The organism is Bacteroides sp. OM05-10AA, from assembly GCF_003439055.1.
Taxonomy (GTDB): Bacteria; Bacteroidota; Bacteroidia; order Bacteroidales; family Bacteroidaceae; genus Bacteroides; species Bacteroides intestinigallinarum.
In genome coordinates this window covers 107530-123226 of record NZ_QSUR01000013.1, presented here as the reverse complement: position 1 = coordinate 123226, position 15697 = coordinate 107530, and the positions used below count along the sequence as shown (strand labels likewise).

11 protein-coding genes and 2 riboswitches are annotated in these 15697 nt (G+C 44.2%); of the genes, 6 read left to right on the top strand and 5 right to left on the bottom strand.

All coding sequences use genetic code 11. From position 1 onward, the window contains the following. Positions 1–19 precede the first annotated feature (19 nt). Genes DXB58_RS12335 through DXB58_RS12325 form a run of 3 tightly spaced genes read right to left on the bottom strand, consistent with a single transcriptional unit; the run spans position 20 to position 2918 of the window. Positions 20–775, bottom strand: coding sequence for an ABC transporter ATP-binding protein (locus DXB58_RS12335; RefSeq protein WP_008998868.1), 756 nt, complete (start codon positions 773–775; stop codon positions 20–22). Further along, positions 772–1788, bottom strand: a complete 1017-nt coding sequence (locus DXB58_RS12330; RefSeq protein ID WP_008998867.1) for an iron ABC transporter permease — start codon at positions 1786–1788, stop codon at positions 772–774. Before DXB58_RS12330 ends, DXB58_RS12335 begins: the two co-directional genes overlap by 4 nt. Next, entirely contained in the window at positions 1785–2918 is a 1134-nt protein-coding gene (locus DXB58_RS12325) for an ABC transporter substrate-binding protein (protein WP_008998866.1), read from the bottom strand. The genes DXB58_RS12330 and DXB58_RS12325 overlap by 4 nt, the downstream gene beginning before the upstream one ends. A 138-nt stretch (positions 2919–3056) precedes the next feature. Then, positions 3057–3269, top strand: a riboswitch (cobalamin riboswitch). A 63-nt stretch (positions 3270–3332) separates the two neighbouring features. Between DXB58_RS12325 and DXB58_RS12320 the strand changes: the two genes are divergently transcribed. The 3 genes from DXB58_RS12320 to DXB58_RS12310 are packed head-to-tail and all read left to right on the top strand — an operon-like array spanning position 3333 to position 6619. Continuing rightward, positions 3333–4517: an ABC transporter substrate-binding protein gene (locus tag DXB58_RS12320; RefSeq protein ID WP_122136910.1), complete on the top strand. Its 1185-nt coding sequence runs from the start codon at positions 3333–3335 to the stop codon at positions 4515–4517. 7 nt (positions 4518–4524) lie between these two features. Beyond that, positions 4525–5562: an iron ABC transporter permease gene (locus DXB58_RS12315; protein ID WP_122136909.1), complete on the top strand. Its 1038-nt coding sequence runs from the start codon at positions 4525–4527 to the stop codon at positions 5560–5562. A 25-nt stretch (positions 5563–5587) separates the two neighbouring features. Continuing rightward, positions 5588–6619, top strand: a complete 1032-nt coding sequence (locus DXB58_RS12310) for an ABC transporter ATP-binding protein (protein ID WP_233527287.1) — start codon at positions 5588–5590, stop codon at positions 6617–6619. Between the two features lie 49 nt (positions 6620–6668). Here the strand turns inward: DXB58_RS12310 and cbiD are convergent, their stop codons facing one another. Together cbiD and cobM are read right to left on the bottom strand one after the other, a co-directional pair. Continuing rightward, on the bottom strand, positions 6669–8480 hold the full coding sequence (cbiD, locus tag DXB58_RS12305) for a cobalt-precorrin-5B (C(1))-methyltransferase CbiD (RefSeq protein ID WP_122136907.1): 1812 nt from the start codon (positions 8478–8480) through the stop codon (positions 6669–6671). After that, entirely contained in the window at positions 8477–10306 is a 1830-nt protein-coding gene (cobM, locus tag DXB58_RS12300; RefSeq protein ID WP_122136906.1) for a precorrin-4 C(11)-methyltransferase, read from the bottom strand. The genes cbiD and cobM overlap by 4 nt, the downstream gene beginning before the upstream one ends. Before the next feature lie 131 nt (positions 10307–10437). Further along, positions 10438–10633, top strand: a riboswitch (cobalamin riboswitch). A 56-nt stretch (positions 10634–10689) separates the two neighbouring features. Between cobM and DXB58_RS12295 the strand changes: the two genes are divergently transcribed. The 3 genes from DXB58_RS12295 to DXB58_RS12285 are packed head-to-tail and all read left to right on the top strand — an operon-like array spanning position 10690 to position 15681. Next, a complete protein-coding gene (locus DXB58_RS12295; RefSeq protein ID WP_008024874.1) occupies positions 10690–12873 on the top strand; it encodes a TonB-dependent receptor in 2184 nt (727 codons plus the stop codon). A gap of 25 nt (positions 12874–12898) precedes the next feature. Beyond that, positions 12899–13594, top strand: coding sequence for a precorrin-2 C(20)-methyltransferase (locus DXB58_RS12290; protein WP_122136905.1), 696 nt, complete (start codon positions 12899–12901; stop codon positions 13592–13594). Further along, positions 13591–15681, top strand: coding sequence for a TonB-dependent siderophore receptor (locus tag DXB58_RS12285; RefSeq protein WP_233527285.1), 2091 nt, complete (start codon positions 13591–13593; stop codon positions 15679–15681). The genes DXB58_RS12290 and DXB58_RS12285 overlap by 4 nt, the downstream gene beginning before the upstream one ends. Positions 15682–15697 lie beyond the last annotated feature (16 nt).

Here is a 15697-nt window from a genome sequence, read left to right as displayed (position 1 = left end):
TTGTCGGATATCTGTTTGTTTATTTGATGCGTACTCTCATCTCCTGCACATCAAACGTGACGGATTCATTTCGGAAAAGTCTTTCTATATGTCCGCTGGCCACCATTTCCGGAGTAGGCAGCGTGTACATCTGCGGATTATCTATGAGCATGATGGAGTCGCAAAGCGATAAAGCGATGTCGAGGTCATGAGTGGAGAATAAGACACATTTTTTTTCTTCCTGTGCCAGTTTCTTTAAAAGCAAACAGAGCTCGTAGCGGTTAGGTAAGTCCAGGAAGGCGGTCGGCTCATCAAGCAGGATGACGGGAGTATCCTGTGCAAGAGCACGGGCAATCATGATTCGCTGACATTCGCCATCGGACATTTTATCCATTGTCTTTTCTGCATAACCGGACATACCGACTAGCTGCATAGCGTCATCCACCCGCTTTTGGTCTTCCGGTTGCAGTTGGCCGATCCAGTTGGTATAGGGAGCACGCCCTAAGGCTACTACATCTTTACAGCAGAGATTGGCGATGCGTACTTTATCGGTGGTGACAAAGCTGATATTCCGGGCTAATTTTTCCGGTTTCAATGAAGCTATGTTTTTTCCTTGCAGAGTAATTTCTCCTGATTGAGGCTTTTCCAGTCCCATCATAGCACGGAGCAGGGTGCTCTTTCCCGTTCCGTTTCGTCCCAGCAGGGCAACGAGTTGTCCGCCTGTGATTCGGGCATTTACCGTTTCCAACAGCGTGCGCTGTCCATATCCTAATGTCAGTTCTTTAAGTTCTATCATTTGAATCTACGCAAGTTTTTAGCAATTACCCATAAAATAACCGGAACACCTAGCAAGGCGGTGATGCAGTTAACCGGAAGTAGGAACTTCTTGGCGATGATGTCGCAGAGAAGCATGCTGATAAGCCCTGTCAGCATGGTGCCGGGGACCAGTATCCGGTGGTCGGCATTGTTGAATAGCAGTCGTGTGACATGCGGTACTGCCAGGCCGATAAATCCTACCGGACCACAGAAAGCGGTGACCGTTCCTGTCAGCAGTGCGGTAGAAACGAAGATGAACGTGCGTGAACGTTTTATGTTCATTCCCATCGTTCGTGCATAATTTTCACCGAGCAGTAGCAGGTTCAGCGATTTGATACAGGCTACGGAAATCAGTAAGCCGATACATAGCATCGGTATCATAATTCCCAGTTGGGTGACTGTGATATGGCTAAGAGATCCCATTGACCAGAGTGTGAACATTTTCAGTTGTTCGGCAGAACTTAGGTATTGGAGTATCTGAATGATAGCGCCTGCTACGTAGCCTATCATAACTCCCATAATCAGCACACCGAGAATGTTTTTTACTTTCCGGCTGATAATGGCTACTCCCAATAAGATTATGGCAGTTCCTATCCAGCCCGAACCTACGATACCCAGCGACTGAAGAATTGGAAACTCCGCCCATCCAAGTAATGGAGCACCTAGTATGAACAGAGCTACGCCCAGTCCTGCACCGGAACTTACTCCCAGCAGGTAAGGATCTGCCAACGGATTCTGGAATACTGTTTGCATCTGTAAACCGCTAACGGAGAGTGCTATTCCTATCAAAGCCGCTACCACTACCCGTATGAAACGGATAGAAAGGAGAATATTCCGTGTCATTTCGTCACATTCGCCTCCGGTGAGTACAGCCCATACCTTGGTGATAGGAATATATGTATCTCCCGTTGCCATGTCTATCAGTAATAACAGTATGGCAACTATACCCAGTGTAATGAATAAAAAGGGAGTACGTTTATCAGGCTGTTTCATTCCAGGTGTCTGTAATAGTAAAGTGAATCGGATACGAGTTCGGGGTGAAAGATATGAATCAGATCACGCAATACGACGTCGGGACGTACCACTGCAGATTCCCAGTAGTCATTACCTCCTGTCGGTGTTGTTCGTAAATTGTTGTTGTAAACAGTTTTTTCGCGTACAGCTTTGGCGTCTACAAATTTAGGATTGACCGTCTTTAATTCATCCAACGTAGAAGCCATGCCTACATTAATCCAGTAGTCGGCCTTTTGTATCAGTTTGTAAGCTGTTTCCAGTCCGATGGGAGTGGAACTGTTAGAAGTGTTTTCTTTGTAGATGTAATCCGCACCTGCATCAGTTACCAATTGTGCCATGTAACTTTGTGTGGAAGGCATCACCCAACTGTCGTTCCACGGGGTATTGAGCATAACGGTAGGACGTTGCTCTACCGATTCGGTGAGCGCTTTCAAAACTTGATAACGTTTAGGGATTTCACGGAATATTTCGATGCCTTTTTCCCTGCTGTCTGTTAATTCGGCAAGAGCTACCAGCCATTCGGCTTTACCAAGCGGTGATTCCTCCAAATATTCTCCTACATACATATAAGGTATATACAGTTCTTTCAGTTTGTCTGTTACGGCAGTTTGCGCATCTCCGATACCGTATAACAGGACAACATCCGGTTTCAGTCCCAATAATAACTCATAATTCATTTCGGGACCCATGTCCTTGATAGAATCTTTGTGTGCAAGAATATATGGATTGGATACATAGTCGATGCCCGATACTCCGACAATTTTGTCCACTTGACCTAGAGCGTCGAACATGGCGATGTAGGAAGAAGCCATACATACGATACGTTTTGCTCCGGCAGGAATCGTAGGACCGGTAAATCCGGCAGGCGCTTGTTCACCGTTGCGGGAAATGAAATAAGACATTTTCACGTCCTTGGCTCCCTGCCATGGGTTGGAAACCTGAATAAGTGTGCTGGCGGTATTGTCCGCACCCAGAATCTTGAATCCGGTTGCGTATTCAGGTGTATAGACATCCTGTTTGAAAGCCTCGAGAGAAGTCTTCTTGTTGGATATACAACTAGCCAGGAAGAGAAGACATAGCCATGTGAGGATTGAAATAGGAGATTTCATCTTTATTCGTGTATCTTTTAAATGAATAAATAATTTTCGGTGTCTGAAGATTGACATTGCGGGGCAAAGATAAGTATCTTTGGAGATATTCTTTCTTTTTTTATTGCATTTTCTCCGAAATCATTCCTATTTATGTATCTTTGCAAGGTGAATTTTGGTGTCACTTTTCCGATGCTACGGAAAGAGTGGTGAAAAGGGAATCAGGTGAAAATCCTGAACAGACCCGCTGCTGTAAGCTCCGCTGAAGTTTTCCTGCAATACTCAAATCCACTGTCTCGATCATGAAGAGGCGGGAAGGGCGTCAGGAAAATGGAGCAAGTCAGAAGACCTGCCAGAATGAAGTTTTCGATACTTTCCGGGAGTAAGGTTCGAAAAATACTTGAATAATCTGAAGATTAATCTTATAGATAAAATATGAGCAGATATAATAGTATGCGGCTGAAAGGAAAATACTGGCCGGTTGTTTGCCTTTTGTTATTTCTCGTTTCTTGTGGACAGAAGAGTAAAAACAATACGCAGGCAGTCGGAGTGGCGGTTAGCGCCTCTGATTCCTCCCGGATCATTCTTCCGGAATATGCTGAAGGTTTCGAAGTGCAATATGTAGAGGGAGGGTGTCTGGTGACCATTCAGGACCCGCAGAAAGAAAAGGGTAAAGGGGAAATTTATCAGTATGCGTTTGTCAGGGATAAGGAAGCCTTTGCGAAAAATAAAGTATCCGCTGATTATGTAGTGCAGCCCGTTCCGATTAAGAATATCATTTGTATGACTTCGTTGCAGCTATCCAATTTTATAAAACTGGATGAGCTGGATCATGTGGTAGGTATCACAAGCACCCGCCATTTGTTTAATGAGGAAGTAAAACGCCGGTTGAAAGAGAAGAAAATTCGTAAGATAGGGATAGAGGGGAACTTTGATAATGAAGTCATTATCTCCATGAATCCCGATCTGATTCTGATTTCTCCTTTTAAACGGGGAGGATATGACGCATTGAAAGAGGTAGGTATTCCTTTGATTCCGCATTTGGGATATAAAGAGAATTCTCCCCTCGGGCAGGCAGAATGGATTAAGTTTATCGGTCTGCTGATTGGAGAAGAGGAGAAAGCAAATGCGATCTTTGATTCGATTAAGACTGAATATAATACATTGAAGCAGCTGACGGCAAAGATTGAGAAAAAGCCGGTTGTTTTTAGTGGTGAGCTGCGTGGCGGCAACTGGTACGCCGTAGGAGGGCGCAATTTCCTCGCACAACTTTTCCGGGATGCCGGTGCTGATTATTTCCTAAAAGATGATCCGAATACAGGTGGAGTGACTTTAGACTTTGAGACTGTTTACAGTCGCGCGGAAAGTGCTGATTATTGGCGGATATTGAACAGTCATAATGGCACGTTCACTTACGACGCATTGAAAGCGCAGGATTCCCGGTATGCTGATTTCCGGGCATTCAAAGATAAAGGAGTGATTTATTGCAATCTCAAGGAGAAACCTTATTATGAGAATGTTCCCACTCATCCGGAAGTGCTGCTGAAAGATTTGATTAAAGTATTTCATCCGGAACTGCTACCGGAATATACTCCCGTTTTTTATGAGCTTTTAAAATGAGAAGGGTATGAAAACTCCTGTCTGGTTGTTGATGCTTCTGTTGGTTGGATTGATTTTTGTTCTTTTCTTCCTGAATCTCGTATTGGGTTCTGTATCTATACCGTTTCGTGCTGTATGGGATATTTGCCTGTGGGGAGATCATGAGAACCACATCTGGACGAATATTATCTGGAAATCGAGAATGCCCCAGGCAGTCACTGCGCTGGTTGCCGGAGCAGGGTTATCCGTCAGCGGATTGCAGATGCAGACAGTTTTCAGAAACCCGTTGGCAGGGCCTTCAGTGTTGGGGATTAGTTCCGGAGCGAGTATGGGAGTGGCTTTTGTCGTTTTATTGTCGGGCAGCCTTGGAGGAGTGGCGTTGAGCAGTCTGGGGCTGATTGGTGAATTGGCGCTGACGGTTGCCGCTATTGCAGGAGCATTGTCTATCATGGCGCTTATTGCTTTCGCCTCACAGAAAGTAAAAGGAAACGTGACTCTGTTGATTATCGGTGTGATGATTGGTTATGTAGCCAATGCCGTGATTGGAGTATTGAAGTTTTTCAGCGTCGAAGAAGATATTCGCGCGTATGTCATTTGGGGATTAGGAAGCTTTTCCCGTATTTCCGGTGACCAGTTATTCCCATTCCTTTGCACAATGGCTGTACTTCTTCCACTCTCTTTTCTGTTGATTAAGACATTGAATCTGTTGTTGCTTGGAGACAGTTATGCGCGAAATCTGGGCTTGAATATCAAACGTGCCCGTTTGTTGGTAATCTCCTGTTCCGGAGCTTTGGTGGCGATTGTAACGGCTTATTGTGGGCCGATTGTTTTTCTGGGACTGGCTGTGCCGCATCTTTGCCGTGCTTTGTTCCGTACTTCCGACCATCGGATATTGATGCCTTCTTCTTTACTGGTAGGGGCGGCAATGGCGTTATTGTGTAATCTGATAGCCCGTATGCCGGGGTTTGAAGGTGCTTTGCCGGTCAACTCCGTCACAGCTTTGGTCGGTGCACCGGTGGTAGTGTCGGTGTTGTTCCGTAAGCGTAAGGGAGAGGTAAATGAATGATAATCAGAACAGGGAGAAACTTAACATGCAAGAGCAAGAAACCATAACTATCAGGAACCTGGTTACAGGCTATAAAGGAAAGCATAAAACGCATATCGTAGCCCGTGATATAAATGCCAGTATTTATGCTGGCGAACTCACTTGTCTGCTTGGAGCCAATGGAGCGGGAAAGTCCACTTTGTTGCATACACTGTCCGGTTTCCTACCGAAATTGTCGGGAGAGATTCGGATCATGAATAAAGAGGTTGAGAAATATTCCGATGCGGATATGTCGAAAGTCATCAGTGTGGTGCTGACAGAAAAGTGCGACTTGCGTAATATGACGGTGGAAGAGATGGTAGCGTTAGGAAGAAGTCCTTATACCGGTTTTTGGGGAGTGTTGAAGAAAGGAGATAAAGAAATTGTTTCCCGTGCGATAGCCGGTGTGGGGATAGAGGTGCTAACCGGTCGGATGATGCATACGTTGAGTGACGGAGAAAAACAAAAGGTAATGATTGCCAAAGCGTTGGCGCAGGAAACACCTGTGATTTTTCTGGATGAACCGACTGCTTTCCTTGATTTTCCAAGTAAAGTGGAGATGATGCAACTGTTGCATCGGTTGTCCCGTGATACGGGGAAAACGATTTTCATGAGTACCCATGATTTGGAACTGGCTTTACAGATTGCCGATAAAGTCTGGATGATGGATAAAGAAAACGGTGTGACTATCGGAACTCCTGAAGACTTGTCACTGAATGGTACATTAAGTAACTTCTTTTCCCGTAAAGGAATCATGTTCGACCAAAATACAGGATTATTTAAAATCAACAATGAATATTCTGTAAAGATGCGTCTTGAAGGGCATGGCCAAAAGTATGCGATGGTCAGGAAAGCTCTTTTGCGAAATGGAATTCTGGCAGGACGTGAGATCGAATCTGATGTTTACATAGAAACAGGTAATCTTCAGACGGAAGGATTTTTGCTGCATTTGCCGGAGAATGAAGTTCGAAAAGCGGAAGACATTGAGGTATTGCTCAAGTTGGTGTCCGGTTATCTAGTGAATAGCAGATATAGTTGATTCAAAAAATCCTCAAAACCGTATAGAAATAAACCTGTCAATAATAGATTTATAATAGGGTAGAGTGAAATTGATATGAAATCTCCCCAGTCTCATTGATTAATAAAATGGCGAGCTCTCCTTTGGGAAAAAGTGGTGTACAGTGTATATGACATAGTTGTACCAACTTGTTGAACAAGATTTCTTTATCTTTCTTGTTTGGTATTCCCCATAGTTCGCGGGCAAGCGTCATTTGTTCGATCAATGCTAAAGTCTCATCTGAACAGCTGCACTGAATAGCTATTTCTTTTAAAAAGTCTTTGTTCATTACCACTTTCTTGCTGTGAGTATCCAAGTGTCCTTCTGCCAGTTTTACCGCTTTTCCTATCATAATCCCCATGCTTACCTTTTGAAAACCAGTCTCTGCTGCTATTTTTAATGTCTCTCCGATAAAGTTTCCGTAATGGACGAAAGCCTGTGGAGGAAGATTCGGATAGAGGCTTCGGACAAATTTCTCACTTTTGGCTCCGGAATTGATAACCAATCGTTCTGTATTAACTGCATAGGCCACTTCCACTTCCTTGCGTATGGCATCGACGAATGCTTCCGAAGAAAAAGGTTTCACAATACCCGAAGTTCCGATAATGGAGATCCCTCCAATAATTCCCAATTTCGGGTTGAATGTTTTCAGTGCCAGTGCTTCCCCTTCGGGAACGCTGATAGTTACGTCCAGCCCTCCTCCATAAAGTAAGGATAGCTCATTGACGATCATTTTCCGGGGAGTCGAATTAATGGCAGGTTCACCGACGGCTAATCCCAATCCGGGGAGTGTGACTTTTCCCACCCCTTTTCCTTGCAGGAAATGTATGCCGGGAGAATCGGAAAAAGATACAGTGGCTACAATCTGATGTCCGTGGGTAACGTCCGGGTCATCTCCGGCATCTTTGATGACACTGGCAGTGGCGGTATTCTCATCCGTTTTTTCTACCTTATATATAGGTAGGACGATCCTTTCTCCATCCGGTAATGTCACTTCCGTTTTTTCTTCAAAACATTCTTCTGTCAATGCTAGTAAAGCGGCTTTGGCTGCGGCTGTTGCGCAGGTTCCGGTAGTGAATCCACTTCTTAGGGCATAAAATCCCGGTACATTTAGTTCAACAGCCCGTCTCAATCCATATTTCCCATTTACTGTAATAAAACCCTCGGGCAGGGGAGGACGGCGGACCACATAAATTTTGATTCCGTTTTTCAGAGCAGCTTCTATTTTTTCGGTGAAGCCTCCCGAACTGCCGCTTTCTTTCGTGATAATCGCTTGCGGGGAAAGTTGCTTAAAAAGGAGTGATTCATCTTCTTCGGGTTGATAGAAAATTAGTTTTTCTTTGGGGAATCCTGCCTTTATGGCAATATCTACGGATTCCGACCGTTCCAGAACCCGAAAGATACAGCCATGCTCTTTCCAGAAACCTTGTAGCTTGGCAATAGTTTGAGTGCCGGTGAGAGCCAGTAGTTTCTCTATACCGTCCTGTTTCATACGGGCGACGGCATCTTCGAAGTCATCACACCAAATGATTTCCTCCGATAATTTCGGATAGATACGTTCCAGGCGCACTACCTTGATGGTTAGTTCTTTTGCCGCGAGGAAGATATTCAGGTGGAGTTGTTGCGCAAATGGATGGGCGGCATCTATTATTAATCGGATGTCGTGTTCACGGCAGAAAGAAATGATTTTTTCTGAATCCATGTTGCCGGTCAGTCGCGTCATATTTCTGCACGTGACTTCCTGAAGGGTGCCACGTGTGGAATAATAAAAGGGTTGTCCTGCTTCATCGAGGGTTTCAGCGGCAGTGCGTCCCTCCGTCGTTCCTCCGAAAATCAGTATCATGGGCGGAAAAGATGTTTGAATTCATCAGCATATAGTCTGGATAATCCCTCCCGGTGGTCGATGGCATTACCGACTACAAGCAGGGTAGTAAGAGTCAGATGGTTGTCACGGACAATTTGAGCAAGATCTTTCAGCTTGCCGCGATATATCTTTTCTTCTTTCCAAGTGAGTTTGTAGCAGGCAGCTACGGGCGTTTCGGGAGAGTAGGCTTGCAAGAGTTCTTCCTGTACCTGCTCCACAATAGCAGCACTTAGATAGATGCACATCGTGCTTTGCGAGCGCGCCAGCAAATGAAGTTTTTCTTTCTCGGGCATCGGTGTCCGACCCTCTCCACGTGTGAGTATAATGCTTTGCACTTCTTCAGGAATGGTGAACTGTGATTTGAGGGCTGCTGCTGCGGCCTGAAAAGAAGAAATGCCGGGAGTGATGTGATACCTCATTCCGTATTGGTCGAAGAATGCCATTTGTTCGGCAATAGCTCCGTAAATACACGGGTCACCTGTGTGGAGACGTACCACAAACAATCCCTTGTCATAGAAAGACTTCATGAGGGTGAATTGTTCCTCCAATGTCATGTCTGCCGAACTTCTAACGGTAGCGCCCGGTTTGGCGTAATACGTCAGTTCGCGTGGCACCAGACTGCCGGCATAAAGAATGAGGTCTGCCTTTTCCAGCATTCTCTTGCCTCTTACAGAAATTAATTCCGGGTCGCCCGGACCGGCCCCCACAATCTCGATATGCCCGTTGTTGCGGTCACTATCAGCAGAAAGTGCTATGGCAAAGGTGAAATTATTTCCTTCGGATAGTATTCCTTTTTGCTTTTCCATCAGCAATCTGCCGTAATCGGAGGCACGGATAGCAGAACTTTCGGCCACCCCATCAACGCCTGTCACTTCTTTCACTTTTTCGGAGGGATTCGGAACGCTGATATCTGCCAGTTCTTCGGCTTTATAAATATGTAGTTCACTGTTTGAGAACTGCGTATGTAATTCTGCAATCAACGGTTCGTCTTTTTTCAGTTCAATCGTTGAAATGCTTTTCACTGCAAGTGGAGAAAGATGGTGTCGCAATAATTCATCTTTCATATAAATGCAGACTCCTTGTGGAGAACATTCTTTTTTGCAGCCTACCCCGATATGAAGCACGGGTGGATAGAACTGCAGTGTCGGGATAGGAGTGTCATATTCCCACGGACCAACAGTGATGAGCAATTGGTATTCCGCCAGCGGTATTTCTTCCAATCTATAATAGATATCTGTATGTTCCGGACGGCTCTGTTCAAGTTCGTCCGTCCCTTTATCCTTGACACTAAGCAGCAGGGCTGTCTTGTGTTTATTCACAAACTGAAAAATAGCCTGATTCATGGAAGCCGGTGTTGCCGAAGTTTTCCATCCGTAACGGGAGGTAAACGTATCCAGCGCCCACAACTGTTGATTATCACTTTGGGTGGTGACGATGGCTTCCCCTCCGGTGATTCCCGCAACGATTCGTGTCAGTTCATTGCCGCCTCCGATATGTCCGGACAGTACGGAGATAACGAAACGTCCGGTACTGTCAACGTTAATCACTGCCGGATCGGCATATTTGTTCCGGATGCAGGAAGCAATACTTCTCACACAGATGCCGAGTGCACCGATAAAAACGATTGCTTTAAAATCGGAAAAATGTTCTTTCATAAACCCGCTGTACGAGGTGATTGTTTCGCATCCCTCTGCTTCTCCTTTGAGGTATATGGCGGATTCTGCTAACTCTCTGCTTATATTCCTGGCTATGGGCAGACTTGACTCGGAGATTAAAATAATTGCTGTCTGAACGCTCTTTTCCATCCTGAAAATAATTAATTGGGGTAATGTTGCAAAAGTACAATAATAATCAGTTTCTTTCCTTGAGAGGTAGTGTAAATTTCGTGTTACTAAAAATATTTTTAGATATGTTATGAGATACAAATTAAATGTAGTAATTTTGCGGCACTTTAGGTGATGTTTTCAATCGTCCGATTGAACATAAAAGGGAATCCGGTGTGAATCCGGAGCAGTGCCCGCTACTGTAACATCCATCTATTGAAAGTTTTACTACTGCCACTGTGCCGGATGCACGGGAAGGCGAACTTTCAGGATGAAGTCAGGAAACCTGCCTAAGGAAGAAACAATAGTTAACTTGTTCTCGGGGCTAAGAACATAAACTATAGAAATTTAAGCATAATCACAAAATGTTGAAAAAACTTATTTTGACCACCATGTTGGTCGGTGTATGTTGTGTTGTGTCCGCTCAGGTTACAATCAAGGGGCGTGTGTTGAATTCTGAAACCGGAGAGCCTGTTGTCGGAGCGAATATTCGGGTGGACCATAGTCTGCAGGGGGGAACTACGAATGCAAAAGGAGAGTTTATAATCAAGGGATTGCCTGATGGCAAACAAACCCTGCAAGTATCACATCTCAATTATGAACCGCAACGGTATTCCACTTCAAAGAGTGTAAATGACGTCGTGATACGCATGACGGAAAGTCATAACAATTTAAACCAGGTGGTAGTGACCGGAACCGGAACACATCGCCGGATGGTGGATAGTCCCATCCCGGTAAATGTATTGACTGCCAAAGATATCAAGGAGGCCAATGTTACGAATCTTGAGGAGGCTCTTACCAAACTCACTTCTAACTTTTCTTTCTCTACCAGCGGTATGGGAACGGAAATGGTGCTTAATGGCTTGAATAGCGATTATATCCTTGTATTAGTGAACGGACGGAAACTGATTGGCGATGATGCGTTGATGCGCATCAACATGGCAAACGTGAAACGAATTGAAATACTGAACGGTTCGGCATCTGCGCTGTATGGTAGTGACGCCATTGGTGGAGTTATTAATATCATCACGGATGATAGCAAAAACAAGATTGACGCATCGAGTACTACCAAGGTGAGTGACCACGGACGTTTTTCGGAAGCTGTGAATCTGGATTTGAATGTTGGCAAACTTTCATCGTATACTTCTTACCAACGCCAACAGTCGGATGGCTGGAAACTTCATCCGATGACCGAAACGGTGAATAAAAAAGGGGAAGTGAAACTGGATCCTACCGATAAACAGGCTTTCACCGGTTATCATTCGAATACGGTCAACCAGAGTTTCTCTTATTCTCTGAATCATAAGACAACGCTGTATGCACAGGGTTCGTACTATAATTTCCTGAATGACCGTCCGGTAACGGAATATAAATATAATATGTATCATGAGAATTATACGTATGGTTTCGGTATGAAGTATATTGTGAATAAGAAAGCATATATCGATGCCGATTTCTATTCGGACAATTACAAATCGGCTTATGACTATATTCAGGAAAGCGGTGACTTTAAGATTGGAGATAAGGAAACCCGTAAGAAACAATATTTTTACCGGGGAAATGTGAAGAGTATTATCAAGGTGAACAGCAAGAACAAACTGTCTGCCGGATTGGAATATCTGGATGAAAAGCTGGAAAGTGAATCGGACAATATCTCTAATAAGACGCTCTACACCATGGCTTTATATGCACAGGATGAGTGGACGATTGCCGAATCTCTGCAAGCAGTAGTGGGATTGCGTTACATTTATAATGAAACATTTGAGGATCACTTCACTCCGACAGCTTCTATTATGTATAGGGAGGGTGGTTTCCGTGGTCGATTGTCTTTTGCAACAGGTTTCCGCACGCCTACTCTTTCTGAAATTTACGCTACGGATCTGGCAAAGACTACCAATCGCTATACTATCGGAAATCTGGAACTGAAACCGGAAGAAAGCAAGAATTTCTCATTGAATCTGGAATATACTCATTCCCGTTTTTCTGTATCAGCAACGGCTTTTGTCAATAATGTGACGGATATGATTAATTACCGTACTTTGAGCGATGAAGAAGCTGCACAATATGGTGATTATGATGAAGTGCGCCAGCGTGACAACATCGATAAAGTGAGAATCAAAGGGGTGAATGTAAATGCAAATGCTTACCTGGGACTTGGATTCAATCTGGGAGCCGGCTATACGCTGTTGGATGCAAGAAATCTGATAACGGACAAACCGATTGACAAAAGTGTCAAGTATGCAGGAAACGTAAATGCGCAATGGTCTAAGAACTGGGGATTGTATGGACTGAACATCAATATGGTTGGTCGCGGACAGGGAAAGAGATATTCCGAAACGTATGACTATGATTCATCCGGTTTTATGCTTTGGGATTTGAATACAGGACATACATTCAATCTGAAATATTTCATTCTGAATGCCGGTTTGGGTGTTGAGAACCTGTTCGACTGGGTAGACGACCGTCCCTGGAATACGAAGAAACCTTATTCGACCATTACACCGGGAAGAGCTTTCTATGCAAGCCTGACGATTCGTTTTAGAAAATAAGGATAAGAAATAATCGATAAGAGAGATGGAAGATTTGAAACCGGTATATATCGTTTCTTTAGGTCCGGGTGAAGCGGGGCTTATCTCTTTGATAGGAGGTGCTACACTATGTCGGGCAAATGCTATTTTTTGTCCGAAAACAAATGCGCGTTCCCGGTCTTCTGTTCTTCTGAAAGAATTGAAGATAAAGAAAGAAGCTATCAGACGCTATACATTGCCGATGAGTAAGAAGCGTGAGATGGCTTATGAGGCTTACGATAAGGTTTTTGAAGAAATAGTCAGCCTGTATTCGGAAGGTTTATGTGTGGCGATAGTGGCTGAAGGAGATGCCGGTTTTTATTCTTCTACCAGTTATTTGGTCGGAAGGCTCAAAAAAGCGGGGATACCTATCAAGCAGATTGCCGGTGTTCCGGCTTTTATTGCAGCGGCGGCTTCCATCGGTCTTTCCATTGTGGAACAGGAAGAACGGTTGACGGTGTGTCCGGGAAAAGTGGACAGGGAACTGTTCAGCCGGATTGCTTCCGGTAGTGAAGTGGCGGTAGTGATGAAACTATCGCAGTGTGAGGAGGAAGTGAAGCATTTTATAAGTTTGGAGGAAGGACTTGTCTGTCATTATTTCGAGAATGTGGGAGCGGACGGGGAATTTTATACGTGTGATAAGAAAGATATATTGGCAAGGGAATTTCCTTATTTCTCTTTAATGATAATAAAAGGTAGATGAAACGAATGAGACAAATATGGTTAGCAGGACTTGTTTTGTTGTCTTTATCCGCAGAGGTAAGTGCACAGAGCAATGTCGCCATGCAGGATTCGATTCCTGAAATAGTGGTGACAGGTACGGGAACGGAACACTATCTGAAAGATGCACCTGTGCAGACGGAAGTGATTAGCCGCAAAATGCTGGATAGTTATGCAGGGGCTACCTTGGAAGATATTTTGAGCGGACTGTGTGCTTCTTTTGATTTTAGTGCTGGTGATATGGGAGCCAATATGCAATTGGGAGGACTCGGCAATGGTTATATATTAATCCTTGTTGATGGCAAGAAGATGCATGGTGATGTAGGTGGACAGAATAATCTGGGCTTGATCGATCCGGCTCGTATTGAACGTATTGAAATTGTGAAAGGAGCTGCTTCGGCACTTTACGGAAGTGATGCTATTGCAGGAGTGGTGAATATTATATTAAAGAAACACCGCGAAAATATTTTGATAGAAAATACAAGTCGCGGCGGATCGTATGGAGAATTCCGGCAGTCGAATACCGTACAGTTCAAGGTTGGTAAATTTACTTCTTCCACTAATTTCCAACTGAAGCATTCAGACGGATGGCAGAATACAACTTATGAAGATCCGAACCGTTATGAATATCCTATAACCAATTCCATCAATAAGACTGTAAATCGCTACACGGACTGGCAAGTGGCACAGCGTTTCGATTATCAGGCTACAAAGGATTTGAGCCTTTATGCTGACGGTAGCTTTTATCGCAAACGGATATATCGTCCTTGCGGAGTGCCTGACTATAAGACTTATGATTTCCTTTATCGTAACTCTTCTGTTGCGACAGGAGGTAAGTTGAAGCTGAAAAATAGCAATAGCATTATGCTGGACGTCAACTATGATAGTCATGCTTATTATTATATGTACACTCGCGAGACTTGGGATAAGGAGTATGATGATAGTGGCAAGGAGATCAGTTTTCCATATTTCCCCGGTGATAAAGGATTGCAAAGCGATCAAAGCCGCTTGTTATTGCAGTTGAAAGGTATATTCAATCTGCCATACTTCAATCGTTTGAGTGTGGGTACTGATACGGAAATCAATTGGCTGGATGCTCCCCGTCGACTGGATGAAAAAGATCAGGTATCCGATTATACGACCTCTTTCTATGCGCAGGATGAATGGACGCCTATTGAACGGTTGAATATCACAGCGGGAGGGAGACTGACAGTGAATCAGAACTTTGGTGTGCGCATCACTCCGAAAGTATCGGCACTTTATAAGTTAGGAGCTTTTAATCTGCGTGCTACCTATTCGGAAGGATTCAAGACACCGACACTGAAAGAATTGCATTACCGTTATATCCGTCAGATGTCAATAATCTCATTGAATCTGGGAAATACGGAGTTGGATCCACAGACCAGCCGTTATGTTTCCGGTGGACTGGAATATAATGGAACTCGTTTCAGTATCAATGTCACGGGATATTGTAACTGGGTCGATAATATGATAACTCTAGTCACTATTCCTCTTTCGCAGGCTCCGGGTGATTTGGTTGTTACCTATGATCCTGCCCGTGTACGCCAGTATCAGAACATGGATGATGCCCGTACTTATGGGGTGGATGTGAATGCCAAATGGACACCGGTCCAATCACTGACTCTAACAGGAGGTTATAGCTATCTGGATACTGAAGCGAATCAATATGATGAAGAAGATCAAGTGATGAAACACGTCATTATTGATGGTATGGCTCATCATCGTGCTACTGTGAGTGCCATCTGGACGTATGCGTGGAGACGGAGTAACTATCGTCTTGGCATTGGAGTTTATGGACGTGTTCAGAGTAAACGTTATTATCAGGATGATGGAAATGGCAAGGCTTATAATCTTTGGAGGCTGAATACCCGTCACCAATTTAAATTGGGTAAACGATGGAATGCAGAGGTGAATGCGGGAATCGACAATATCTTCAATTATTATGAGACAACGTATCACAGCCTGAATTATGGTACAACTACAGCGGGACGAACTTTCTATGGCTCGTTGATGATACAATTCGGACAAAAAAAGACAAGAAATACATGATGTTTAACCCTTTAAA

Excerpts from the sequence above, each read along its gene's own strand:
- DXB58_RS12285 (WP_233527285.1), top strand. The coding sequence starts at position 13,591 with ATGAAACGAATGAGACAAATATGGTTAGCAGGACTTGTTTTGTTGTCT.
- DXB58_RS12320 (WP_122136910.1), top strand. The coding sequence starts at position 3,333 with ATGAGCAGATATAATAGTATGCGGCTGAAAGGAAAATACTGGCCGGTT.
- DXB58_RS12315 (WP_122136909.1), top strand. The coding sequence starts at position 4,525 with ATGAAAACTCCTGTCTGGTTGTTGATGCTTCTGTTGGTTGGATTGATT.
- DXB58_RS12290 (WP_122136905.1), top strand. The coding sequence starts at position 12,899 with ATGGAAGATTTGAAACCGGTATATATCGTTTCTTTAGGTCCGGGTGAA.
- DXB58_RS12325 (WP_008998866.1), bottom strand. The coding sequence starts at position 2,918 with ATGAAATCTCCTATTTCAATCCTCACATGGCTATGTCTTCTCTTCCTG.
- cobM (WP_122136906.1), bottom strand. The coding sequence starts at position 10,306 with ATGGAAAAGAGCGTTCAGACAGCAATTATTTTAATCTCCGAGTCAAGT.
- DXB58_RS12330 (WP_008998867.1), bottom strand. The coding sequence starts at position 1,788 with ATGAAACAGCCTGATAAACGTACTCCCTTTTTATTCATTACACTGGGT.
- DXB58_RS12295 (WP_008024874.1), top strand. The coding sequence starts at position 10,690 with ATGTTGAAAAAACTTATTTTGACCACCATGTTGGTCGGTGTATGTTGT.
- cbiD (WP_122136907.1), bottom strand. The coding sequence starts at position 8,480 with ATGATACTGATTTTCGGAGGAACGACGGAGGGACGCACTGCCGCTGAA.
- DXB58_RS12335 (WP_008998868.1), bottom strand. The coding sequence starts at position 775 with ATGATAGAACTTAAAGAACTGACATTAGGATATGGACAGCGCACGCTG.
- DXB58_RS12310 (WP_233527287.1), top strand. The coding sequence starts at position 5,588 with ATGCAAGAGCAAGAAACCATAACTATCAGGAACCTGGTTACAGGCTAT.